The 23324-nt window shown below is 58.0% G+C and carries 24 protein-coding genes; 13 read left to right on the top strand and 11 right to left on the bottom strand.

Features of this window, described 5'->3' with window-relative positions; all coding sequences use genetic code 11:
* Window position 1: 1 nt before the first annotated feature.
* On the bottom strand, window positions 2-817 hold the full coding sequence (locus ACP8J1_RS11445) for an Fpg/Nei family DNA glycosylase (RefSeq protein ID WP_023020148.1): 816 nt from the start codon (window positions 815-817) through the stop codon (window positions 2-4).
* Window positions 818-944: 127 nt separating this feature from the next.
* Here ACP8J1_RS11445 and ACP8J1_RS11440 point away from each other — a divergent pair, with 127 nt between their 5' ends.
* From ACP8J1_RS11440 to ACP8J1_RS11425, 4 genes are all read left to right on the top strand, one after another.
* A complete protein-coding gene (locus ACP8J1_RS11440; protein ID WP_023020147.1) occupies window positions 945-2441 on the top strand; it encodes a DUF1846 domain-containing protein in 1497 nt (498 codons plus the stop codon).
* A gap of 112 nt (window positions 2442-2553) precedes the next feature.
* Complete coding sequence (gene trhO / locus ACP8J1_RS11435; RefSeq protein WP_023020146.1) at window positions 2554-3495, top strand: oxygen-dependent tRNA uridine(34) hydroxylase TrhO; 942 nt, start codon at window positions 2554-2556, stop codon at window positions 3493-3495.
* A 370-nt stretch (window positions 3496-3865) separates the two neighbouring features.
* The gene (locus ACP8J1_RS11430) at window positions 3866-4387 is read left to right on the top strand and encodes a phospholipase A2 family protein (RefSeq protein WP_152687310.1); all 522 of its coding nucleotides are present in this window, start codon (window positions 3866-3868) and stop codon (window positions 4385-4387) included.
* 21 nt (window positions 4388-4408) lie between these two features.
* Window positions 4409-4771 (top strand): hypothetical protein, encoded by a 363-nt coding sequence (locus ACP8J1_RS11425; protein WP_023020145.1) that lies wholly within the window; start codon window positions 4409-4411, stop codon window positions 4769-4771.
* Window positions 4772-4962: 191 nt separating this feature from the next.
* Here the strand turns inward: ACP8J1_RS11425 and ACP8J1_RS11420 are convergent, their stop codons facing one another.
* From ACP8J1_RS11420 to ACP8J1_RS11395, 6 genes are all read right to left on the bottom strand, one after another.
* Window positions 4963-5715, bottom strand: a complete 753-nt coding sequence (locus tag ACP8J1_RS11420; RefSeq protein WP_023020144.1) for an aminotransferase class IV — start codon at window positions 5713-5715, stop codon at window positions 4963-4965.
* Entirely contained in the window at window positions 5706-7565 is a 1860-nt protein-coding gene (locus tag ACP8J1_RS11415) for a chorismate-binding protein (protein WP_023020143.1), read from the bottom strand. Before ACP8J1_RS11415 ends, ACP8J1_RS11420 begins: the two co-directional genes overlap by 10 nt.
* A 19-nt stretch (window positions 7566-7584) precedes the next feature.
* On the bottom strand, window positions 7585-8067 hold the full coding sequence (locus ACP8J1_RS11410) for a hypothetical protein (protein WP_023020142.1): 483 nt from the start codon (window positions 8065-8067) through the stop codon (window positions 7585-7587).
* A gap of 9 nt (window positions 8068-8076) precedes the next feature.
* The gene (locus ACP8J1_RS11405; RefSeq protein WP_023020141.1) at window positions 8077-9048 is read right to left on the bottom strand and encodes a universal stress protein; all 972 of its coding nucleotides are present in this window, start codon (window positions 9046-9048) and stop codon (window positions 8077-8079) included.
* Between the two features lie 89 nt (window positions 9049-9137).
* Window positions 9138-9638 (bottom strand): MarR family winged helix-turn-helix transcriptional regulator, encoded by a 501-nt coding sequence (locus tag ACP8J1_RS11400; protein WP_023020140.1) that lies wholly within the window; start codon window positions 9636-9638, stop codon window positions 9138-9140.
* A gap of 54 nt (window positions 9639-9692) precedes the next feature.
* A complete protein-coding gene (locus tag ACP8J1_RS11395; RefSeq protein ID WP_023020139.1) occupies window positions 9693-10781 on the bottom strand; it encodes an inositol-3-phosphate synthase in 1089 nt (362 codons plus the stop codon).
* Window positions 10782-10899: 118 nt separating this feature from the next.
* On the opposite strand from ACP8J1_RS11395, the gene ACP8J1_RS11390 reads away from it, so the two are divergent.
* The 8 genes from ACP8J1_RS11390 to dnaB all read left to right on the top strand — a co-directional run bounded on the left by ACP8J1_RS11390 (window position 10900) and on the right by dnaB (window position 18591).
* Window positions 10900-11277 carry a DUF5318 family protein gene (locus tag ACP8J1_RS11390; protein ID WP_034655603.1) on the top strand — a complete coding sequence of 126 codons (378 nt, stop codon included), beginning with the start codon at window positions 10900-10902 and terminating at the stop codon, window positions 11275-11277.
* A 75-nt stretch (window positions 11278-11352) separates the two neighbouring features.
* The gene (locus ACP8J1_RS11385; protein WP_023020137.1) at window positions 11353-13596 is read left to right on the top strand and encodes a transglycosylase domain-containing protein; all 2244 of its coding nucleotides are present in this window, start codon (window positions 11353-11355) and stop codon (window positions 13594-13596) included.
* A gap of 6 nt (window positions 13597-13602) precedes the next feature.
* Window positions 13603-15000 (top strand): glycosyltransferase family 87 protein, encoded by a 1398-nt coding sequence (locus ACP8J1_RS11380; protein WP_034655600.1) that lies wholly within the window; start codon window positions 13603-13605, stop codon window positions 14998-15000.
* The gene (locus tag ACP8J1_RS11375; RefSeq protein WP_023020135.1) at window positions 14997-15185 is read left to right on the top strand and encodes a hypothetical protein; all 189 of its coding nucleotides are present in this window, start codon (window positions 14997-14999) and stop codon (window positions 15183-15185) included. The genes ACP8J1_RS11380 and ACP8J1_RS11375 overlap by 4 nt, the downstream gene beginning before the upstream one ends.
* A 122-nt stretch (window positions 15186-15307) precedes the next feature.
* Entirely contained in the window at window positions 15308-15598 is a 291-nt protein-coding gene (gene rpsF / locus ACP8J1_RS11370) for a 30S ribosomal protein S6 (RefSeq protein WP_023020134.1), read from the top strand.
* Between the two features lie 49 nt (window positions 15599-15647).
* Entirely contained in the window at window positions 15648-16196 is a 549-nt protein-coding gene (locus tag ACP8J1_RS11365) for a single-stranded DNA-binding protein (RefSeq protein WP_023020133.1), read from the top strand.
* Window positions 16197-16244: 48 nt separating this feature from the next.
* Window positions 16245-16697 (top strand): 50S ribosomal protein L9, encoded by a 453-nt coding sequence (rplI, locus tag ACP8J1_RS11360; RefSeq protein WP_023020132.1) that lies wholly within the window; start codon window positions 16245-16247, stop codon window positions 16695-16697.
* A gap of 463 nt (window positions 16698-17160) precedes the next feature.
* Window positions 17161-18591, top strand: a complete 1431-nt coding sequence (gene dnaB, locus ACP8J1_RS11355; RefSeq protein WP_023020131.1) for a replicative DNA helicase — start codon at window positions 17161-17163, stop codon at window positions 18589-18591.
* A 1-nt stretch (window position 18592) separates the two neighbouring features.
* Here dnaB and ACP8J1_RS11350 read toward each other — a convergent pair whose 3' ends face one another.
* Genes ACP8J1_RS11350 through ACP8J1_RS11335 form a run of 4 tightly spaced genes read right to left on the bottom strand, consistent with a single transcriptional unit; the run spans window position 18593 to window position 22759 of the window.
* Window positions 18593-19096 carry a VanZ family protein gene (locus ACP8J1_RS11350; RefSeq protein WP_023029499.1) on the bottom strand — a complete coding sequence of 168 codons (504 nt, stop codon included), beginning with the start codon at window positions 19094-19096 and terminating at the stop codon, window positions 18593-18595.
* Window positions 19086-20387 carry an MFS transporter gene (locus ACP8J1_RS11345; protein WP_023020129.1) on the bottom strand — a complete coding sequence of 434 codons (1302 nt, stop codon included), beginning with the start codon at window positions 20385-20387 and terminating at the stop codon, window positions 19086-19088. Before ACP8J1_RS11345 ends, ACP8J1_RS11350 begins: the two co-directional genes overlap by 11 nt.
* A 9-nt stretch (window positions 20388-20396) precedes the next feature.
* Window positions 20397-22550, bottom strand: a complete 2154-nt coding sequence (locus ACP8J1_RS11340) for a heavy metal translocating P-type ATPase (RefSeq protein ID WP_023020128.1) — start codon at window positions 22548-22550, stop codon at window positions 20397-20399.
* Window positions 22551-22558: 8 nt separating this feature from the next.
* Window positions 22559-22759 carry a heavy-metal-associated domain-containing protein gene (locus ACP8J1_RS11335; protein WP_023020127.1) on the bottom strand — a complete coding sequence of 67 codons (201 nt, stop codon included), beginning with the start codon at window positions 22757-22759 and terminating at the stop codon, window positions 22559-22561.
* 118 nt (window positions 22760-22877) lie between these two features.
* Between ACP8J1_RS11335 and trxA the strand changes: the two genes are divergently transcribed.
* A complete protein-coding gene (trxA, locus tag ACP8J1_RS11330; protein WP_005325956.1) occupies window positions 22878-23246 on the top strand; it encodes a thioredoxin in 369 nt (122 codons plus the stop codon).
* Window positions 23247-23324: the final 78 nt, after the last annotated feature.

Genomic DNA, 23324 nt, shown 5'->3' with positions numbered 1-23324 from the left:
TTTAAGGAGCCGGCTGGCAGGTCGGACACCAGAATAGGTTGCGTCCCTCCATGACCTTTTCCGTCACTGGGGTGCCGCACACATAGCAGGGCAAACCGGCGCGGCGGTAGACGTATACCTCCCCGCCATGGTCGTCTTTACGCGGTTCGCGCCCCATGGCTTCGGGAGAATGCTCGGGCCGTACCGTATCGATGCGGCCGTGTTCCACCCCGTACTCCATCAGATCCACTAGGTCGGTCCACGTGGCGTCAAAGGTTTCACGGGAAACGTCGCGGCCAGGCAGGAAAGGGGAGAGGCCATGGCGAAAGAGGGTTTCTGCACGGTAGATATTGCCCACGCCGGCATAGAGATGCTGGTCCATCATGAGCGAGCCAATGCTGCGCCGCGATTTGTGCACCTTGGCCCATAAGGCCTCCACATCGGCGTCTGGGCGCAGCGGATCCTGGCCTACCTTGGCCAGTTGTGCGCGGTACTCCTCTTCTGTAAGCAAGCGGCAAAACTGTGGTCCGCGCAGGTTGGCGGCCTCGGTGCCATTATCAATGCGCACCCGAATCTGTCCGCCGGTCTCCTCGCGGGGCTCGAAGCGCAGCTTGCCGATGAGCCCTAAGTGAATATAGAGGATATGGCGCGGATCCGGAGCGGTGAGGTGTACAAAAAGATGCTTACCGTAGGTCTCGGCCAGCTCGATGCGCTCGCCATCGAGAATCTCTGCCTCCGCCGCGAAGCGCCCCTGCGGGCTGGTCACGCGCAGCGGCATGCCGCGATAATCCGCGTTGAATTTATTGGCTAGGCGGTGGATGACGTGACCTTCAGGCATAGAAGCCAGTCTAATCGGGAAGAATTTTCGGCCAAACCTGCCGCTAACCAGCCCACTTATTTGGGAGGTGACAATAGCGTAAACTCGAAATGCGGAATGATTTAACTCAGGGGAAGGCTTTCAAATCATGACGCACAAAATCGGCTTTGACCGCGAGAAATATATCGAGCTGCAGTCAAAGCACATTCACGCCCGCCGCGAGGAAATCGGCGGCAAACTCTATTTGGAGATGGGCGGCAAACTTTTTGACGATATGCATGCCTCCCGCGTGCTGCCGGGTTTCACCCCGGACAATAAAATCGCGATGCTGGAGCGCATCAAAGAGGACGTAGAAATCCTCATTTGCATCAATGCCAAGGACATCTCCCGCCAGAAGGTGCGCGCCGACCTAGGCATCCTCTACGAAGATGACCTGCTGCGCCTTGTAGATGTATTCCGCAGCCGCGGATTCTTGGTGGAAAACATCGTCATGACCCAGCTGGAGGAGGGAAACTCCCAAGCCGAGGCCTTCATCGAAAAGGCAGAGCGCCTTGGCCTCAAGGTGGCCCGACACCGCGTTATCCCTGGGTACCCCACCAATACGGACCTAATCGTGTCCGAAGAGGGTTTTGGCCGCAATGAGTTTGCGGAAACCTCCCGCGATCTTGTCGTTGTCACCGCGCCGGGCCCTGGCTCCGGCAAGCTGGCCACTGCGCTCTCGCAGGTTTACCACGAGCACCAGCGCGGCAATAATGCTGGCTACGCTAAGTTTGAAACTTTCCCTATCTGGAATCTCCCCCTTGAACACCCCGTGAACTTGGCCTATGAGGCCGCCACGGTGGACCTCAACGATTCCAATATTATTGACCACTTCCATCTGTCCGCCCACGGTGAATCCACCGTGAACTATAACCGTGATGTGGAAGCATTCCCGCTGCTGCGCACCTTGTTGGAAAAGCTCACCGGCACCACCCCGTATGAGTCTCCCACGGACATGGGCGTGAACATGGCTGGGTTCTGCATTACTGATGACGCCGTGTGCCGCGCCGCCGCCCAGCAAGAAATCATCCGCCGCTACTTTAAGGCTCAGGTGGAAGAGGCCCGCGCTGGCTTGGGTACCGAACAATCTGAGCGTGCCGCGGTCATCATGGCTAAGGCCGGCATCAAGGTAGAAGATCGCCCCGTGGTGGCGCCCGCGCGCCAACGTGCGGAAGAAACCGGCGAGCCTGCCTCTGCTATGCAGCTGCACGACGGCACCATGATCACCGGCCGTACCGCGCCTCTGCTGGGCTGCTCGGCCGCGATGCTGCTCAACGCCCTGAAGCACCTGGCCGGCATCGATGACGATATCCATCTGCTTTCGCCCGAATCCATCGAGCCGATTCAAACGCTTAAGACCAAGCACCTGGGTTCCAAGAATCCACGCCTGCATACCGACGAGGTGCTCATCGCCCTGTCCGTGTCTGCAGCTAAGGATGACAATGCCCGAAAGGCGCTGGAACAGATCAAGGAGCTTGCCGGGTGCGACGTTCACACCACCACCATCCTGGGTTCGGTGGATGAGGGAATCTTCCGCAATTTGGGCGTGCTCGTGACCTCTGATCCCGTCTTTGCCCGCAAGAAAGCGCTGTACCAGAAGCGCTAGGTTCTGCGTAGTAGAGGGTCGGCCCTTTCAGCCCGTGCTGGAGGGGCCGCAGTCTTATAAAGAACAACTACAAGATTGGGGATCTACCCAGCTGCGGGCCTAAGATTGGGGCGTGACTATTGGCAAAGTTCTCCTGTATTACTGCTTTACCCCCATCGAAGATCCCACCGCAATCATGCTGTGGCAGCGCACCCTGTGCGAGTCCCTGGGTCTCAAGGGCCGCATCCTCATCTCTGAGCACGGCATCAACGGCACCGTAGGTGGCGATATGGAAGCCTGCAAGCGCTACGTCCGCCAGACCAAGGAATACCCAGGCTTTAAGCGCATGCAGTTCAAGTGGTCCGAGGGCGGAGCGGATGACTTCCCGCGCCTTTCGGTCAAGGTGCGCGATGAAATCGTGGCCTTTGGCGCGCCGGGCGAGCTGAAGGTGGATGAAAACGGCGTCGTCGGTGGCGGCGTGCACCTCAAGCCAGAAGAGGTTAATAAACTAGTAGAAGAACGTGGCGAGGAAGTCGTCTTCTTTGATGGGCGCAACGCCATGGAGGCAGAGATTGGCAAGTTTAAAAATGCCGTCGTGCCCGATGTGAAAACCACGCATGACTTCATCGAAGAAATTGAGTCCGGCAAGTACGACTGGATGAAAGATAAGCCGGTGGTGTCCTATTGCACCGGCGGTATTCGCTGCGAGATCCTGTCTTCGTTGATGAAGAATCGTGGTTTCAAAGAGGTCTACCAGATCGATGGTGGCATCGTGCGCTATGGCGAAAAGTACGGCAATGATGGCCTGTGGGAAGGCTCAATGTACGTCTTTGATAAGCGCATGCACCATGAGTTTGGCCAAGGACTCCAGGACCCAGGCTTTATCCAGCTGGGCCATTGCGTGCACTGTGGCAAAGGCACGAATACCTTCCACAATTGCATCAATGAAGATACCTGCCGCCAGCAGGTGCTTATATGTGATGACTGCATCCAGCACGTAGAAACCCAACACTGCGGCCGGCCAGATTGCGCCGAGGTAGCAGCAAAATTCGTCGACCAAGATTCCAAGGCTTGATTAGAAATTGCTAGGTACTTTAAAACAGGCGCGAGATCGCTAGATGCAGCGCCCAGCAGATGCTTTGCTTCGTCTTTGCGTGGGCTGAGTGTTAACCAAAGTATTAATAAGATTTTACTGCCATTTTACTTGCTGCATAGTATTTTCAAGTATGTTGATTTTTATAGGTCCAGCTTTGGCCGTTGCGCTGCAAAGATCGTACGCATCGGTGGCAGGCGGGCCTAAGGTTTTCACATTTGACTTGAGGAGTTTAGTTTATGCCCAATTTTAAGATGAAGGGGGGCGCGTTGCCGCGGCTGCACTCGTTGCCCTAGGTGCGATTTCTGTTGCAGTTCCGTCCGCCGTTGCGGCTGAACAAACTGATGAGACGGTGAACGCGGTTAATGATGCTGTTGGAAAAGAATTGCCTCCCGAGGTTGCTAAGCAATTGGATGAGTGGGCAGCATCTCAGAATCTTGATCTCGATGCCGAATTTGAAGAGGAACCTGTAACTACATCTACCGAGACTCAAAAGGCTCTTGCTGATAAGCACATTGTAATGTTCAACCGAGCAGGGGTTGAACCCCCACCGGGTTATGTGTATGACCCTTCAAAGGGAAATCTGAATGACTATTGTACGAATTCTCCCGATCAGTTCCCCGCTCCTGGCGACAATGCTGATTTCTCTGGCGCATGCGCAAAGCACGACATGTGCTACGGAGCCCATCAGGATCCCGGTGAGCGTGTGGGCTGCAATATTCAACTAAATAAGGACATGGTTCATATTTGCAAGAGCGTTTATCCAAATGCTGCCGATCCGCGTAGGGGAGGCTGTCTTTCTACTGCAGGAACCTATTTTGCTTTTGTGACTGCAGTTCATCCTAGCCAGTGGAACCCTACGATTTCGGGATAAGAGAAGCAAAGGAGAGTAACTATGGCAAGTGGAAACCTCCGTCCGCTTTGGCCTGAATTGGTGGCGGCCGTCTTAGGGGTGGCTCTCGTTCTTATGGCCCCAGTCAGAATCGGTTGGATCGGCACTGTGGTCATTATTCTATCTGCGGTTTCCGCAATTACCACGTTAATTCTCTCGAAACAGTCCGCGAAAGTTCAGTTGACAGGAATGATCATCGGCATCATTGCCATTGCAGTCGGTCTGTTAATCGGTTTAAAAAATGATGGGCAAACTGCGATCTTCTCGCCGGCCCTTGTTTGGGTATTTGGTGCGGGACTAGTGATGTCGACCCTTTGTACCTTGATAGCTCGAAAGTTGAAAGTTAATTCAAAGCAAACAGCTTAGGATTTTGAGTCTTTTCTCCGGCGGCCTCGTCTACCTATCGAACATAGTAGGCGGGGCCGCTCTCGTGCTTACTGACTGGGTGGTTAGGTGTTTGTAGAGGACAGTCGACTTAGAGAGTCAGTACCCATGACTGGTTACGGTCAACATGCAGTGCAAACGCAGTTGGCAGCCCAGCTAGCCAAGCAGGAGAGCTAGTCGCGCGCCGTTTCCTTGTGGAAGGAGTCCCACCACCACTGTTGCCAGGTGGCGGTGTGCTGGTTGCAGGGCGGATAGATGATGCCGGTAGGTGTGTATAGTTCGGTCACCGGGCTGATTCCGTGCAGCGAGTTGAGGAACCACAGGGGGCATTCGGTGGCGAGCTCCGGGGTGAGCGGGCGTGTTTCGGTCCGTATGCCTAGGGCCGCGGCGCGCTGGGTGACCTGGTGCAGCGTGATGCTGGGCAGCGCCGTCCCGGTGGAGAGAATAAGCGTCTCCTCCTCCCAGGCGACGAGCGCGCCGGTGGTGGTCTCCACCATGGCACCGGAGGAATCCACAATGACGGTGTCATCGGCACCGTCGTCCTGGTATTCGGCGCGGTAGCGTGCCAGTGCCGGGAAATCGGGGCCCTTAACAAAAGGCTGCGAGCGCGGGTCGGGTGCCTGCGCATAGGTTAGCCGGGTGACTGGGCGTGCAGGGGGTGCGGGGCGAATATCGAGGCGCAGTTGTCCTGCAGCTAGCGAGATGCGGGGAAAAAGATCGCCGGGGGCGAAGCGCTGTAGCATCGCAGGCACGAACCCAGCGGGAAGCGGCCCCGCCACCGACTCGAAGCGCCGGAGGTGAAGGCGAAGGGCGCTTGAGTGGGCGTCGCCAAGCATCCGCCAAGAATCCGCAACGTCAAAGGGACCGGGATGGGGTTGGCTGGGAATAAAGCCGCCCTCGTGCCAGAGATAGGTACTCACTGCCATGCCCCTAATACGGACTGCGCCTTAAGGTTGCGCTCTTCTAGCTCGGCGGCCGGATCCGAATCCAAAACGATGGCCCCGCCGGACCCGATAGTGACCTCACCGCTCGCGCGTACGGCCGTGCGGATGACCACGCTGAGATCGGCTTGCCCATCGAAGCCCAAGTAGCCCACCACGCCGGAGTAGACCCCGCGCGGGCCGGTCTCGAGCTGATCGATGATTTCGCAGGTGCGCAGCTTTGGCGCGCCCGTCATCGAGCCGGGAGGAAAGGTGGCGCGGAGGGCATCGACCGCAGTGGCATTGGCGCGCAGCGCTCCGGTAATGGTGGACACCAATTGATGAACCGTGGCATAGCTTTCTACCTGCATCAACTTCGGTACGCGCACGCTGCCGGGCTCGCATACCCGGGAAAGGTCATTGCGCAGCAGGTCGACGATCATGAGGTTTTCGGCGCGCGTCTTCGGGTCCGTGGTCAGCAACGTCGGATCCTGGTCGGCGGAGATAGTGCCCTTAATCGGCTTGGCTTCCACCTCACGGCCGCGCACGGTGAGGAAGCGCTCAGGCGAGGTGCTGCAGACTTCCACGCCATCGAAGACGAGGTGCGCGGCATAGGGAGCGGGATTGTGTGAGCGCAGTTGGGAATAAAGCTCCCCCTCGGCCCCGGCCGAGTAGGTATCGGTCAGGCAGACTTCGTAGCTCTCCCCGGCGTGCAGGAACTCCTGAGCGCGCTTAATCCGCTCCAGGTAGCCGGGGCTGCGCCAGGCGCCTGCGCTTAGCGACGCCCCGCTGCCCTCCCCAGTCTCCTGTGGTTCATCCGCACTCAAGGCGGCTTCTAATCGGTCCAGCAGTTGCTCGGCGCCGTCGCCAGCCAGGCAGCACAGATGCGCTGTTTCTTCCCGGTGGTCATAGACCATAAAAGACTGCGGCCGCACAAAATAAGCATCTGGGTAAGGGGAGCGGTGGCTTGACTCAATGGGCAGGGTGAGCTGGGCGCACTCATAGCCTAGGTAGCCGATGAGCCCGCCGGTGAAAGGAAGTTCTGGGGCGTTGGCGACGCGGGTAGCGAGCTCGCGGTCCAAGAGGGCAAGGATATCGGGGGCGTCACCAAGCCGATAGCGGAAAGAACGACTCAACGTGCCGGCAGTATCTCCGAGGATGGAGTAGCGCCCGCGCGGATCCGCGGAGTCGAGGAAGAAGGCATCTTTTCCTTCGGCGCGCAGGGTAGCAAAGACCCGCGGGCAGTCCACCGCGCCGGGCACCTCGCGGTGGATCAGGCGGAACCCACCCAGGAAGTTGCGCATAATATCCCGGCCGTGCTGGGTAAGCACCGACTCCGGGTGGAATTGCACGCCCCAGTGAGGCAAACCATCGACCTTGAGCGCTTGAATGACGCCATCCTCGCTACGGGCATGAACGGTGATACCGGGGACCTCGTCAATCTGCAAGGAGTGGTAGCGCACTACCTCGAAATTTTGCGGGATTCCGGCAAAGATGCCCTCGCCCGAGTGGCTAATAGTGGAGACAAAACCGTGGCGCGGTTGTGGCGCACGAGAAACCTGAGCGCCGGCCAACAGGCCCAGCCCTTGGTGGCCGAGGCATACGCCCAGCACCGGAATCTCGGCCGCTGCTGCGGCGGTGATGATGGCTCGGGCAGCACCGAAGTCCTCCTCCCGCTCAGGCGTGCCCGGACCAGGAGAAATCACCACATGAGAAAATTCGCCGGCACGGACGCGCTCGGCCAGACCTTCCGCCTCGCCGGCAGCAATAACGAGTGGGTGACGGCCGTCTACCTCTGCAATGAGGTGAGCCAGGTTGAAGGTATAAGAATCGTAATTATCAAGCAGGAGGATCATCGGGAGGGGGGGAAGTTTTCTAGGCGGCAGCCGAGTCCATGAGAAATAGCTGGATATCGGTAATGGTCCAGAGCATGAAATTGCAGGCCATCACCCAGAAAATGGCCATCCAACTCCGCCAGCGCAGATAGCGGTGTAGCTTGCGCACCATGATGATGGCGCAGCCAATCATGCCGAAGAAGGGAATGATCGGGGTGGTCAGGCTAAAGAAGGTGCGCTGCCCATCGGTGCAGAGCCACGTAGCGGTGCCATCTTCGCATAAAGGACCGCCCAAAAGCCTAGCGGCGAGCGCGACCGCGAAGCCATAGAGCGCGGAGATGACAAGGACTGCGAGCATGTACCAGACGGCTTGCCGGGTAGAGCGGCGGTTAGCAGCGGCAATCTCTAAAGGATCCGGCTCATCGGCCAGCTCATCGAAACTCTGCGGTTCTGGGCGGCGCAGATTGGCATAGTCAGCATCGGATGTCAGATCGTTTTCGGGATGCTCTGGTCGCTGGCTCATACCCCAATCCTAACCGCAGGCTGGGTGGACCAAGATGGGCACCCGAATATGCGGCAGCAGCTCCGTGGCAGTAGAACCCAAGAAAACGCGGGCGATGGGGCCTTGCGGGGTGGAGGCCATAAGCATGAGATCGCCCTTTTTCCACTTGAGCGAATCCACTGCGCCGCCCCAGCCGGCACCGGAACCAATTTCAGAGGTGACATCCAGCTCTGGGAATTTCTCCTGGATGCAATCGCGGGCGCGATCCAGCATGGCAAGGGAATCCTCGAGCCACTCCGCCGCCAGCTCGAGCGCCATATCGTGCTTATCCTTCGACGGGGTACTGAGCAAGCCCTTTGCCGAGAAAGCCAGCAGGCGCAGCGGCAGGTTCCAGCGATTGGCAAGCTCGGCTGCGGCGAGCATCTCATGATCTTCGCGCGGGCTGCGTTCAGTAATGGCAAAGTTAAAGCGGGTGACGCCGTGCTTGGATAGCTTTACCTTGCGAGGCACCAAGCCCAATGGTTGAGGAGAATAATGCAGCAAGGTATCGGCCGTAGAGCCGGCGAAGAAACGCCCCTTGGGCGCGGCCTGGTTGGGCCCCAAAATGATGAGGTCTGCCTCGAACTTCTTGGCCATTTCCGTCAGCAGCTGGGGGCGCGAAGGGCCGTCGACCAATAGGGAGGGTTTCTCATCCCAGCAGCTACGCGGCACGCCGGCCTCATCGAGGGCGGCACGGGTAGCGGCGGCACAAGCCTCCTTTTGTTCTTTAAACCATTTTTTATATTTTCCGCCTAGTTTGCTGAGGGAAGTAGTAGTCCACGGCTGGAATACGGTAGAGATGACGCGTACCTGGATATCAGCGGTACGGGAAAGCCACGCGGCACACTCGAGTGCCTCGGTGCCGGAGGAAGCGGGGCTCCAAGAAATAAGGATGCGAAGTGGCTTTTCGGCCGAGCCTTTGCTCAAGGCTGGGAGATGCCCATCGGAAATATCAGTTGCCATACGATATGAACTAGTGAACGATTACGGTTATTTCGCTTCCCTCAATTATCACGTTAAGCCGGAGAAAAATGAAATCACCGCGGGCAAAACTAGCGCTGTTCGCCGTTCATTGTGGGGCGATAGACATCTGCAAGCTTGGAGATGACAGTGGCTACTTCATTCGCGGTATCCAAATCTTCAGGCTCTAGCCACCGCATGATTTCTGCCAAGGCCGAGGCGCGCTGCTGTGAAACGATGGCGAGTTCAGATTCGCCCAATTGCGTCAGCGCTACCAGGACACCGCGGCGGTCTTCCTCATCGCGGTGGCGTTCTACGTAGCCGTGGCGCTCTAGCTGATAGAGCGCGTTAGAGGCGGTGGGCATGCGGATAAGCTCTGCCTGCGCGATGGTGGATACGCGTGATGGACCCCGCATACGCAGCTGGTTCATGATGGATACCTGGGAGGTGGTCAAAGAAGAGCCCTCTGCCGTGCGCTGGAAAATAAGGATGAGCTTATTGAGCGCCGGTTGGATGGAACGCGCGACCTCGACGGCATCCTCGTATGTAGACGGGGATTGAGCGGGGCCCTTCTCCTCATGTTGCTGCGTCATAGAAAACGATTGTATAGCTCGTTTTCTCTGCGCGGTAGTTTGGAAGTTAAAAAGTTAGCTTCCGGCAATAAAATCTTCCAGCTCGGCGCGTGCCACGTCATCGGCCTTTTGCACCGGCGGGGACTTCATCAGGTAGGACGAGGCAGGCAGTACTGGGCCGGCAACCCCGCGGTCGAGGGCAATCTTGGCGGCGCGCACAGCATCAATGATGATGCCGGCAGAGTTAGGTGAGTCCCAGACCTCCAGCTTGTACTCCAAGTTCAGCGGGACTTCGCCGAAGGCAGATCCTTCCAAACGGACATAGGCCCATTTGCGGTCATCGAGCCATTCCACATAATCCGAAGGGCCGATGTGAACATTGCGGTCCTCGCGCTTGCCGGCGATAGGCGAGTTGTGCAGGTTAGAGGTGACGGCCTGCGTTTTGGAAATCTTCTTTGATTCGAGGCGCTCGCGTTCGAGCATATTCTTAAAGTCCATATTGCCGCCCACATTGAGCTGCATGGTGCGCTCCAAGCGCACGCCGCGGTCCTCGAAGAGTTTTGCCATGACGCGGTGCGTAATGGTGGCACCTACCTGGGATTTAATATCATCGCCCACAATGGGCAGCCCGGCGTCTTCAAACTTCTTCGCCCATTCTGGATCAGAGGCAATAAAGACCGGCAGGGCATTGACGAAGGCGCAACCGGCATCGATGGCCGCTTGCGCGTAGAACTTATCCGCATCTTCGGAGCCCACCGGCAGGTAGGAAACTACGACGTCGGCGCCGGATTCGCGAAGGACAGCGGGGACGTCGGCAAGCGGGGCTTCTGATTCCGCAATGGACTCTTGGTAGTAACGGCCCAAGCCATCCAGGGTAGGCCCGCGCTGCACGGTAACGCCCAGGTTCGGGACGTCGGTAATAGAAATGGTGCAATTGCGGGAGCTGCGCGTGGCCTCCGCAAGGTCCTTGCCCACTTTGTCCGCATCCACGTCGAAAGCGGCAACAAATTCCACGTCGCCGACGTGATACGGGCCAAACTGGGTGTGCATCAAACCGGGAATATCTGCATCGGCAGCGGCGTTGCGATAAAACTCCACGCCTTCAATGAGGGACGTGGCGCAATTGCCGACGCCCACGATGGCGACCTTTACCTTCTCGGACAAGGTTTACTCCTTTTATATCCATGAATTGTGGTTGTCAGTGACTACGCAAGACTAAGCCGAAAATTATGCCCTGCGGTGGCATAACACCATGTGGATCGATCAAGAAGAGGTAATTAGGATGATCCGGGTGAATTCCGTTGCCTATAAGCATGTGCTCTCCCACGAGTGGGAACGCGCCCACCATCTGCGCGAATTTCGCGCTGGGCAGCTCACACGGGAAGAGGTATGCGATGCCGATTTTCTGCTGCGCGCCGCAGCTGAGCACCACGGGCGCACCATGGATAAAGAATGCCCAGTGTGCGGCGAGCCTTTGCGGCTTACCCGCTGGGTCTATGGAGAGAACCTCGGCCGGCGTGCTGGGAGCGCCCGTAGTGATAAAGAAATAGCGGAATTTGTAGCCGAGGGCTTGGAGTTTACGGTGCACGAGGTGGAGGTATGTCGCCAGTGCCGGTGGAACCACTTGTTGCGTTCTGCTACTGCTTTTAACGCGTGTTAGTTTCCGGCGCACCGCCTTAGGCAGTAAGCTGCAATTATTTAGTTTGTGATCAGGGATGAATGAGGACACGAATCAGTGACCGAGAAGGAATCTACCGGCAAGTCCACTAAGGTGGCTCGCCCCAGCAAAAAGCAGGCGAAGAAGAAACGCCGCATCTGGCCGTGGGTCGTTTTGGCGTTCCTACTGGTCTTTGTGGCATTGCCCGCAGGACTTTTTGCCTATGCGTACTCGCAATACACCGTTCCGGAGCCCAAGGACCTGGCCAATAACCAAGTCTCCACCATTTACGCGGGCGATAACCAGACCCAGCTCGCCCGTTTGGTGCCGCCGGAAGGCAACCGTACCCACGTAAACCTGGATGAGATCCCGGACTATGTGCAGGACTCCGTGCTTGCCGCGGAGGACCGCGATTTCTGGGATAACTCCGGCTTCTCCTTCACCGGCCTCGGCCGCGCCGTGGTGGGTAAGGTAACCGGCAACGCTGATGCTGGTGGCGGTTCCACCATTACCCAGCAGTATGTGAAGAACACGCTGGTGGGTAATGAGTACTCCTATGTGCGCAAGATTCGCGAGCTTATCTACTCGGTGAAAATGACCAATGAGTGGGAAAAGAAGGATATTCTCAACGCCTACCTCAACACCGTGTACTTCGGACGCAATGCCTACGGCATTCAGGCCGCATCCAACGCCTACTTTAATAAGGACGCCAAGGACCTCACCCCGGAGGAAGGCGCCATGCTCGCCGGCCTCATCCAGTCCCCGTCCGGACTCGACCCCCGCGTGAACCAAGAGGGCTCCGAGGACCGCTGGAACTACGTCCTAGATGGCCTCGTGGGCATGGGTGACCTCACCCAAGAACAGCGCGATGGGATGACTTTCCCGGAGACCCGCGACCCAACCGAGTACTCGGCTTATACTGAGGCCCCGGGCGCCAACGGTCACATCAAAGATCAGGTCATCCGTGAGCTGGAAGAGGTAGGCATCACCGAAAACGAGGTGTCCACCGGTGGTCTGCGCATTACCACCACCATTGATATGAACGTGCAGAACAACACCATCCAGGCAGTCGATGAGCAGATGGCTCCCCTGCAGGAAGATGCACGTGCGGCTTCCGTCACCATCGACCCAAAGACCGGTGCGGTCCGCGGGTACTTCGGTGGCCACGATTCCAATGGTTGGGATTACGCCAACTCCCCGCTGCAGACCGGTTCGACTTTCAAGATCATGGCCCTAGCAGCTGCCCTGCAGCAGGGAATTAGCCTGGATACTAATTACTCTTCTGCTCCTTATCAGCTGCCGGGATCCGATGTGGTTACCAACGTGGGCGGTGGCTGCGGCGTATGCAACCTGCGCGAGGCTACCAAGCAGTCCCTGAATACCTCCTTCCTGCGCCTGCAGGCGGACCTGAAGAACGGTACGCAGGACACCGCGGATATGGCGCATGCCCTGGGTGTGGCTAAGTCCCTGCCGGGCATTGAGAAGACGCTGACGGAAAAGGGCAAGCAGCCATTCGAGGGCATCGTCCTGGGTCAGTACCAGTCCCGCCCGCTCGATATGGCTACCGCGATGTCCACCCTGGCTAACCAGGGTGTGTGGCATAATCCCCACTTTGTGCAGCGCGTAGAAAACGCCGCCGGCGAAGTGCTGTACGAGCACCCTGAAGATGAAGGCGAGCGCCGCGTATCGTCCAATGTGGCCAATAACGTCCTCGAGGCCATGGAGCCGGTAGCCGCGTGGTCCAATGGCGCCCTTGCGGGCGGCCGCGCTTCTGCCTCTAAGACCGGTACGACCCAGATGGGCGATACCGGAAATAACAAGGATGCCTGGATGGTTGGTGCCACCCCGCAGCTGGCCACTGCCGTGTGGGTAGGTACCGCAGATAACACCTCCGCCATTTTCGATCAGTACGGTGGCATCATGTACGGCGCGGGCGCGCCGACCAAGATTTGGAAGGCCGTGCTGGATAACTCCCTGGCCAACTCCGAATTCCAAAACTTCCCGGCCGCCTATCCACTGGGATTCGGCAATATGGGCGCCGGAACGGCCGCCCCGGCCTATGACCCGAGCTGGGATAGCGGCGCTGGCGATACGCAAAACTACGAGGCTCCAGAGCAGCAGGCTGCGCCGGAAGAAGAGACCAAGCCGGTCCAGCCACAAGAGAAGCCGGAGAGCCCGAAGCCAGCGCCAAGTCCACAGCGTGGCAACCGTGGCAACAATGGCAACAATGGCAACAACAACCAAGCACCGGCCCAGCAAGAGGCTCCGTCCTTAGATGACCTCATTGGTCCGAATAGCGACCTGGCAGACCTTCTAGGGTAGGCGGCAGTGACAGTGAATTCGCACCAGCGCATTCCCGTCTCCTCAGAGCCGTTGGCCCGCGGAGTAATTGAATTCCTCGGCGGGCCAATGGGCCGTTTTGCCGGCGTTCGCCCCACTCAATGGTGGACCCCGCTGCGCGCCATCATCGCCGTCGGTTGGGTATTTCTGGCTTGCGGATTCCTCTCCAAAGCCAATTGTGCCGGCGGTACCCGCGGTGATGACGGGGTTATTAGCTTGAATTGGGCAGCAAACCGCCAGTACACCTCTTTCTGCTATAACGACATCATCCCGCTCTACGGCGGCCGTGGCCTCGATGAAGGCGGCTTCCCCTATGCCTATTCTTGGCAGGAGGGCGACCTGACCCGCTATATGGAATACCCGGTCCTCGCGGGCTTATTCCAAGGAATGATGGGGTGGATCGCCCGCAATACCTATTCCCTTGTGGAGTGGGCCGGAATCCCGGAGGCCGGTTGGTACTTCGGCCTCACCGCCCTGGTCATGTCCTGTATCTGGGTCGGCGTGCTTTATATGGTCTACCTGTTGGTAGGCAATCGCACGTGGGACACCATCCTCGTAGCGGCCAGCCCCCTTATCATCATTCACGCCTTTAGCAACTGGGATATCCCCTCCATCGCCTTTGCCGTAGGCGCGCTTCTGGCCGCCGCGCGCAAGCGGCCGGTGGTAGCAGGTGTCCTTATCGGCCTTGGCGCCTCTTTCAAGCTATGGCCGGTCTTCATCTTGGGGGCATTCTTGGTCTTGGCGGTGCGCAACCGCCGTTGGTCGCAATTTTTCCTAGCCTTACTTGGCGCGTCCGTAGCTTGGATTGCGGTCAACGCGCCGGTGGCAATGAAATACCCGGATGCGTGGCGAGAATTTTTCCGCCTCAACCAAGAGCGCGGTGCGGAGTGGACCACCATCTACTCAGTGCTCAGCCGCAATACCGGCATGAGTTTTAGCCCAGAGTTTCTCAATACCTTCAGCTTGGTGGCTTTTTTGGCTCTTTGCGCAGCAATTGCGGTGCTGGGTCTGCGCAGCGCGCGAACCCCGCGCATGGCAGAGCTGGTCTACCTCATCGTGGCTGCCTTTTTATTGGTCAACAAGGTGTGGTCGCCGCAGTATTCGCTGTGGCTGGTGGTCCCCGCAGCTCTGGCGTTGCCGCGCTGGCGTCTGGTCTTTAGCTGGGCGCTTGTCGACGCCCTGGTATGGCCGCTATTGATGTGGCACATGCTGGGCACGGACAATAAGGGCATTCCGCACGAGCTTCTCGACGTCGCCGTTATTTCCCGCGATGCCCTCATTATCGCCATGGCTGTATTTATCATTCGCCAGATGTGTGGGAAGGTCACGGATAAGGTGCGCGATGCGCATGGTAGCAGTGATCCTTTGGCAGGAGCATTCGCATGATTGTTACCTATATCGGGATGGCCTCCATCTTCTTAGGCTTTCTCTGCGTGATGGGTGCCTTTTGGCTGTTTCATAACCGCGAGGATCGGCGCGGGCCCATCGTTTTAGGGATCTTGGCTATCCTTTTCCTCACCATCATTCCGGCGACAGCCGCTGTGTTTTTCGCCGCAACTACCACCGGTTAGATTTCTTTTCGCCGGTCACTTGCGGTACTGTAGTGGGGTTGCTTGACGCAACGTACCCTCCTGCTGCATCCGCAAAGGTGATGCAGCCGAAAACTACTAGACCATAGGAGGTGATGAGGTCCGTGCGTCACTACGAAGTCATGATCATTCTGGATCCTAATCAGGATGAGCGCACCGTAACCCCGTCCCTGGATAAGTTCCTCGAAATCGTCCGCCAGGATGGCGGCAAGGTTGAGAACCTTGATGTATGGGGCAAGCGTCGTCTTGCATACCCCATCAACAAGAAGGAAGAGGGCATTTATGCCGTCGTCAACCTGGAGTGCGAGCACACTTCGGTTGCCGAGCTCGACCGCCGTCTGAACCTGAACGACACCATCCTGCGTACCAAGGTTCTGCGCACCGACAGCAAGTAACGGATACTGGGATCAAGCACAATCCACGTAACCGATAAGGAGTAAAGACATGGCACAGGGAGATACCAATATCACGGTGGTAGGCAACATCGTTGCTGACCCCGAGCTGCGCTTCACCCCGGCGGGTGCGGCAGTAGCTAACTTCCGCGTCGCCTCCACCCCTCGTCGCTATAACTCGCAGACGAACCAGTGGGAAGACGGCGAAGCTATGTTCCTGACCTGCAACGTATGGCGTCAGGCGGCAGAAAACGTCGCCGAAACCCTGTCTAAGGGCATGCGCGTCATCGTTACCGGACGCTTGAAGCAGCGTTCCTTTCAGACCCGCGAGGGTGAAAACCGCACCGTATTCGAGATTGACGTCGACGAAGTCGGCCCGTCTCTGCGCTACGCCACCGCACAGGTAAACCGCAATCCACGTGAGGGCGGCAATAACTTTAGCGGCGGCCAGCAGCGCTCGAATAACAATAATCAGGGCGGTTTTGGAGGCGGCCAGCAACAGCAGCCGCAGCAGCAGAACCAGGCTCCTTCTGAGGATCCGTGGAACTCCGCGCCACCAGCTGGTGGTTTCGGAGGCGCTGATTCTGAACCTCCGTTCTAAGTCTGTCACCCGCAACTATTCAACTAACTCAATTGAAAGGCAGGGATCATGAAGCTGATCCTCACCGCTGCCGTTGAGAACCTCGGCGCCGCTGGCGAAATTGTTGAGGTTAAGGACGGCTACGGACGTAACTACCTGCTTCCTCGCGGCCTGGCTATCGTGGCTACCCGCGGCGCAGAGAAGCAGATTGAGGGCATCAAGCGCGCCCAGGAAGCTCGCGAGATTCGCGACCTGGATCACGCACGTGAGGTCCGCAACCAGCTCGAGCAGCTGACGGATGTCAAGGTAGAGGTTAAGACCTCCGAATCCGGTAAGCTCTTCGGTTCCGTTAAAGCAGAAGACATTGTCAACGCCGTCTCCAAGGCCGGTGGCCCAAAGCTGGATAAGCGCATTGTTGTGCTTCCAAAGGGCCTGGTCAAGAAGACCGGCAACTACCAGGTCGAGCTGAAGCTGCACGCTGATGTTATCGGCAAGGTGAACTTCTCGGTCGTTGCTGCCTAACTAGGCGCACGACGGTCCATATAGACCCAAAGACAACAGCAACGCTTTAGGCCTCAAGTTCCTGCTATGTGAGGTGGCAGGCTCTTGGGGCCTTTAGCGCGTTTTCACCGGCTTGTGGATAACTGTGGAAATCTGTGGATAACTCTCCAGCTCATTAACTTTGCGTTTACACCTCGGTTGCTTTATTAACCCGCAGGTCAGGGCCCTTATCCACTGTTAATGTGCCACTTTTCACATCTGCGAAAACCCGTCGTGAGCAGGGGATATGATGTGTGCAGGTCATGGAGGTTTTGAGTTATCCACAAGCATATGCAGGGCAATTGCGGCCCGAGTATGCCGCGACCAGCAATTTCCACACCATCCTGTGGATAACTTCCGGCTTTATACCCAGGGGGTAGTGTCCCGGCGCTAGACTAAACTGAAATTCCGTTACGCTCGCTCGAATAGCTACAAGGGGGAAGACATGACCAACGCCAGCTTTGACGATGAACACCTGCCGCCGGAGCCGCCGCCCGAGGAGGAACCGGCCCCACGCCGTCGCTTTCAGCAGGAAGAGCCAAAGCGCTATGGAGAATTCCGCCAGCCCCCCGCAGACCGGGAGGCGGAGCAGGGCGTCCTAGGCGCAATGCTGCTGAGTCCCCATACGGTGATGGAAGTCATTGAGGAACTGGAACCGGAGGACTTTTACTATCCGGCCCATACCCTGATCTACCGCGCCATGCTGGACCTTTATTCTGAGGGTAAAGACGTCGATGCTGTCATTTTGGCCTCTCAGCTGGATCGCTTTAATAACCTCGAACGCGTTGGTGGCGCCCCCTATCTGCACACGCTGCTGGCCACGGTGCCGACGGCGGCAAATGCCCGCTATTACGCAGAGATCGTGGCGGAGAAGGCCGTGTTGCGCAAGCTGGTTGATGCCGGCACCCGCGTAGTACAGCTAGGATTTTCCGGCACCGAGGATGCAGAGATCGAGTCCGTCCTGGACCGCGCCCAGCAGGAAGTCTTCGCCGTCGCCCAGCGCAAAACTGCGGAAGATTACCGAGTCTTGGGTGACCTCATTGACCCCACCATTGATGAGCTGGCAGCACTGCAGCAAGCCGGCGGTGTGGAACTAGGCGTGCCAACTGGTTTTATCGATCTAGATAAGCTGACTAACGGTCTCCACGCGGGCCAGATGGTCATCGTCGCTGCTCGTCCCGGTGTGGGTAAATCGACCCTAGCCATGGATTTCATGCGGTCCTGCTCCTTGCAGCATGGTAAGTCCTCGGTAATCTTCTCCCTCGAGATGTCAGCCTCGGAGATTGTCATGCGCCTGCTCTCGGCGGAATCAGAAGTCAAGCTGGCCGATATGCGCGGCGGCCGTGTCTCCACCGAGGACTGGGCGAAAATTGATGAGACCCTCAACCGAGTGCAAGACGCCCCGCTGTTTATTGATGACTCTCCAAACCTGACGATGATGGAGATTCGTTCCAAGGCTCGCCGCCTAAAGCAGCAGCACGGGCTGGATTTGATCGTCTTGGACTACCTGCAGCTGATGTCTTCGGGTAAAAAGGTTGAGTCCCGCCAGCAAGAGGTTTCCGAATTCTCCCGCCAGCTCAAGCTTTTGGCCAAGGAGCTAGAGGTTCCTCTCATCGCAATTTCGCAGCTGAACCGTGGACCCGAGGCGCGTACTGATAAAAAGCCGCAGCTTGCTGACCTCCGTGAGTCCGGCTCCTTGGAGCAGGACGCCGATATGGTCATGCTGCTGTACCGTCCTGACTCCCAGGATCGCGATAATGAGCGCGCCGGCGAGGCGGATATTATCCTAGCCAAGCACCGTGGCGGTCCAATCGATACCGTGCAGGTGGCACACCAGCTGCACTACTCCAAGTTCGTCAATATGGCCCACGGATAAATTACAGGTCGACCACCGCATTGGGATCGCCCAATCGTGGGCCGAGGATAACCAACACCAGGAAAACCGCAGCTGCGGCAAGCGCTAACCAGCGCCAGACGGGGAAGAAGCGTTCGCCACATAGGCGGGCGAACGCCGCACCGATGAGTGCGCCCACGGTGTTAAATATGAGGTCATCAATATCCGTTCGCCCAAGGGCAAACGCATATTGGCACACCTCCAGCACTAGGCTCAGGCCAAATCCCCACGCCACAGTGGTTTTAATGGAACGGCACAGACTAAACACCAGCATTCCAAACGGGATAAAGAAGGCCGTGTTTCCCGCGTACTCAAATAGCGGACCAAACCAGCTGCCGCCGCAGAATTCATCCAGCGGCACCCAGCGCAGTTCTCGCGCACGCTGATTTTCCGGTTTCCACAAATAGCCGATTTGGTAGAAAGGCTTGAGCGTGGTCAATGCGACCATAACGGCCGTCCACGCGGCGAGGGAGAGCCTACTGAGCAAGCGCTATTCCTTTCTGCTCGGGCAGACTGAAGGCGGCGGCAGCCGCAATGCCAAATGCTGCGGCGAATACAATAAATAACCAGGCCGTCCCACCCGCAGCAAGCAGTGGCGGGACGATTAGTGGGGCCGCAATAGATGCTAGCCTACCGAAGCCTGCTGCCGCTCCCGTACCACGCCCTCGCAATGAAGTGGGATACAGCTCCGGACCGATGGCATAGAGGGCTCCCCAGGCGCCGAGGTTGAAGAAGGAGAGCAGACAACCAGCCAGGATGATCAATGCTTCCGTAGCTGCTGCTCCATATAGGCCGGCTGCTGCTGCCGAGCCGAGCAGGAATACCGCGAGGGTTACCCGCCTGCCCCAGAGCTCGATGAGCCAAGCTGCCACCGCGTAGCCAGGCAGCTGGGCAAGGGTGATAATGAGGGTAAAACTAAAAGACTTCACTAGGGAGAAACCGTCGGCTACTAGCAGAGAGGGAATCCAGATGAAGGCGCCATAGTAGGAGAGGTTTACACAGAACCAAATGGTCCACAACGCCGCGGTCCTCCTTCGTAGCTGCGGACTCCAGATAGACGCTGCGGGGGAAGGTGTGGGCTCTGGGAGGGCATCGTCCAGCGGGCGATTTTCCGCCGCGGCTTCGAAACTGGCAACGATAGCTTCGGCCTCATCATGGCGGCCTTTGGATTCAAGGAAACGCACAGATTCTGGTAGACCGCGGCGCACATAGATTGAATACGCGGCTGGCAGCATGCCAAGGGCCAGGGCCCAGCGCCAACCGGATTCAGATGTGCTCACCACGAAAGTGCCGATGATGGCCGCAAGGATCCATCCCAAGGCCCAGAATGCCTCGAGAATGACTACCATCCTTCCGCGGACCCGCCGAGGCGCGAATTCGGATATGAGCGTGGAGGCAACTGGTAGCTCGGCTCCGAGGCCCAACCCAACGATGAATCGGAAGAAGATGAGAACCGTAAGTCCCCCAGCTAGCGCGGATGCCCCTGTTGCCAAGCCGTAGACAAGCAAGGTGAGAGAAAAGACATTGCGGCGGCCGAATTTATCTGCCAGCAATCCGCCAAAGGTTGCACCGAGCGCCATGCCAAGGAAGCCTGCCGAGGCCAACCAGGAGGTCTGGCTGGCACCTAGATCCCAGTGAACGGCAAGGGCGGCCATGATGAAGGAGATTAACCCGACATCCATAGCATCAAGCGCCCATCCAAGGCCGGAACCTAAGAGTAGGCGCTTGTGCTTAGAGGTGACGGGAAGGCGATCGAGACGTTCGGTGCGGCTGAGCATGCGATAATACTATCGCTGAACAGAAAAACCTTTCAGGCGTAGTGAGTTGGTAACCACAAAAACCGAGCTCAGTGCCATCGCGAGGCCGGAAAATAATGGGTTGAGCAGGCCAAGCGCGGCAACAGGAATGAGTATGACGTTATAGGCAAAGGCCCAGAAAAGGTTGCCCTTGATAATTGCTAGCGTGCGGCGCGAGAGCCGAATGGCATCAGCAGCGCAGCGTAGATCGCCGTTCATCAGGGTGATATCAGAGGCTTCAATTGCCACGTCGGTACCCGCGCCCATGGCGAGCCCAAGGTCCGCCTGGGCAAGGGCGGCGGCGTCGTTAATGCCGTCGCCGACCATCGCCACGGTATGCCCGGAGCGTTGCAGTTCCTTGATGCTATCTACCTTGTCTTCTGGGAGGACTTCGGCTCTGACGTGCTCGATTCCTACCTCGGCGGCCACGGCGTGGGCGGCTCCAGCGTTATCACCGGTTAGCAGGTAAGGGGTAAGCCCAAGTTCCTTCATCTGTGCCACTGCGGCGGCAGAGCTGGGCTTGATGGTATCGCGGACCTCAATGATTCCGGCAGGTTGGCCGTCCACGGAGACAACCACCGGCGTGGCACCAGAGTCTTGTGCCTCGCGGAATGGTGCTTCTAAGTCCCCCAAGGGGCCTTGCGGCTTGCCGACGCCCACTCGGACCCCCTCTACAGTTCCTTCCACGCCGCCTGGAACTACTGCGAATTCGGTAGCCGGTTCCACGCTGCATTCCTGGGCAATGGCACGGGCGATGGGGTGTTCGGAATTGTGCTCGACGGCCGCGGCCAGCTCGAGCACGTCACCGTGGACGGCGGTAACGGACATCTCTCCAGCCGTGACCGTGCCGGTTTTATCCATCACAATGGTGTCGATTTGGCGCGTAGACTCCAAGATTTCCGGGCCCTTAATGACAAGCCCGAGCTGTGCCCCGCGGCCGGTGCCGACGAGGATAGCGGTGGGCGTCGCCAAGCCCATGGCGCATGGGCAGGCCACAATGAGAACGGATACGGCGGCGATAAAGGCCGGGGCTATCCCGCCGAAGAAGAGGTGAACAATCAGCGTAAGCGCAGCTACCGCAATCACCACAGGGACGAAGACCTGCGCGATGCGGTCCACGAGGCGCTGCACTGGTGCCTTGGAGGTTTGGGCATCTGTGACGAGCTGGGCCATCTGGGCCAGTACCGTATCCTCGCCCACCTTGGTGGCTCGCACCTCAATGCGGCCCGAAGCGTTGATGGTTGCACCAGTGACCGCATCGCCGGTACTCACCTCAACGGGTACTGGCTCGCCGGTAATCATGGACGTATCGACGGCCGAGTTGCCCGCCTTCACGATGCCATCGGTGGCGATCTTTTCGCCTGGGCGGACTACGAAGACATCGCCTACCTGCAGCTGTGCAATAGGGATGCGCCGCTCGCCCTGTGCGGTAAGTACCGAGGCTTCCTTAGCTCCTAAGGAGAGCAGCTCCCGCAGCGCCTCCGAAGACTGGCCTTTGGCCCGCGCCTCGAACCAGCGGCCGAGCAGCAGGAACGTAATGACCATGCCTACGGATTCAAAATAGATGTGGTCCATTTGTGCCGCGTTTGCATCCAGCGACATGTGCATCTTCATGCCCGGTTCGCCCGCGTTGCCGACAAACAGTGCCCACAGCGACCAGAAGTAGGCCGCCGAAGTTCCCATGGTGATGAGCGTGTCCATGGTGAAAGAACCGTGCTTAAGGTTCGTCCACGTGGCGGTGTGGAAAGGTGCGCCACCAAAGATGTAGACGATGGTAGCGATGATGGCGCAGGCCCACTGCCAATTGGGAAATTGCAGGGCCGGCGACATCGATACCATCATGAGCGGCAGCGATAAAGCTCCGGCGACAATGGTGCGGCGCAGCAACGCGTCGCCATCATCCTTCTTAGGCTGGGGATCCTCCGCCTTCGTCTCGGCCATGTCGAAAGCGCCGTAACCTGCGCCCTCTACCACCGAAATGAGCTCCTGCGGACTAACCGTCTGGGAGTCATACTCGATGGCCGCTGCCTCGGTGGCAAAGTTGACGCTGGCGCTTACCCCGTCAAGCTTGTTGAGTTTGCGCTCGACGCGGGAGGAGCAGGAAGTGCACGTCATGCCCGTGACGCCAAGGTCCAAGTGGGACATGGCGGTGCCTACTTCAACGTGTAGCCGGCCTCAGTTACAGCGGCCGCTACCTGTTCATCGGTGAAATCGGTGCCACTAACCGTAACCGCGCCGGTGGTGTGGTCTGCAGTGACTTCGCTAACGCCGGAGATTTCGCCGACTTCTTCCTTTACTGACATTTCGCAATGTCCGCAGGTCATGCCCTCTACGGTGTAGTTCTTGGTGCTCATAATGATCCTTCCTTTGGGTTGATTTCTGTACCGATTTTATACCCCCTAGGGGTATGTGACAAGGATGATTCAGGTACGTTGGGGGAATAAAGCGATACGTAAAGGAGTTAGATCAAGCATGGCTACTATCGATGTCACCGAAGAAAACTTTGAAGAAACCGTTACCGGCGAAGGCATTACGCTCGTAGACGCTTGGGCCGATTGGTGCGGACCGTGCAAGCGCTTTGCGCCGGTTTTTGAAAAGGCCTCCGAAGAGCACACGGATGCTACCTTTGCCAAGCTGGATACCGAGGCTAACCAAGGCCTCGCATCCGCACTGGAGATTCAGTCCATTCCAACGCTGATGATTTTCCGCGATGGCATCTTGGTATTCCGTGAGGCTGGCGCGCTGCCCCCTGCAGCATTGGAAGACCTACTCAAGCAGGTTAAGGAACTCGACATGGCAGAGGTCCGCCGCCAGGTAGAAGAGCAAAATGCGCAGGGCTAATACCTACTAGCTTCCTCGGCGCTTTCTGGTGAGTATCGCTAAACTCGCTAGAAAGCGTCTTTTTTATTTCCAAAGGAG

It is taken from the genome of Corynebacterium sp. LaCa_205 (genome assembly GCF_057458085.1).
This window is presented reverse-complemented; position numbering and strand designations above follow the sequence as displayed.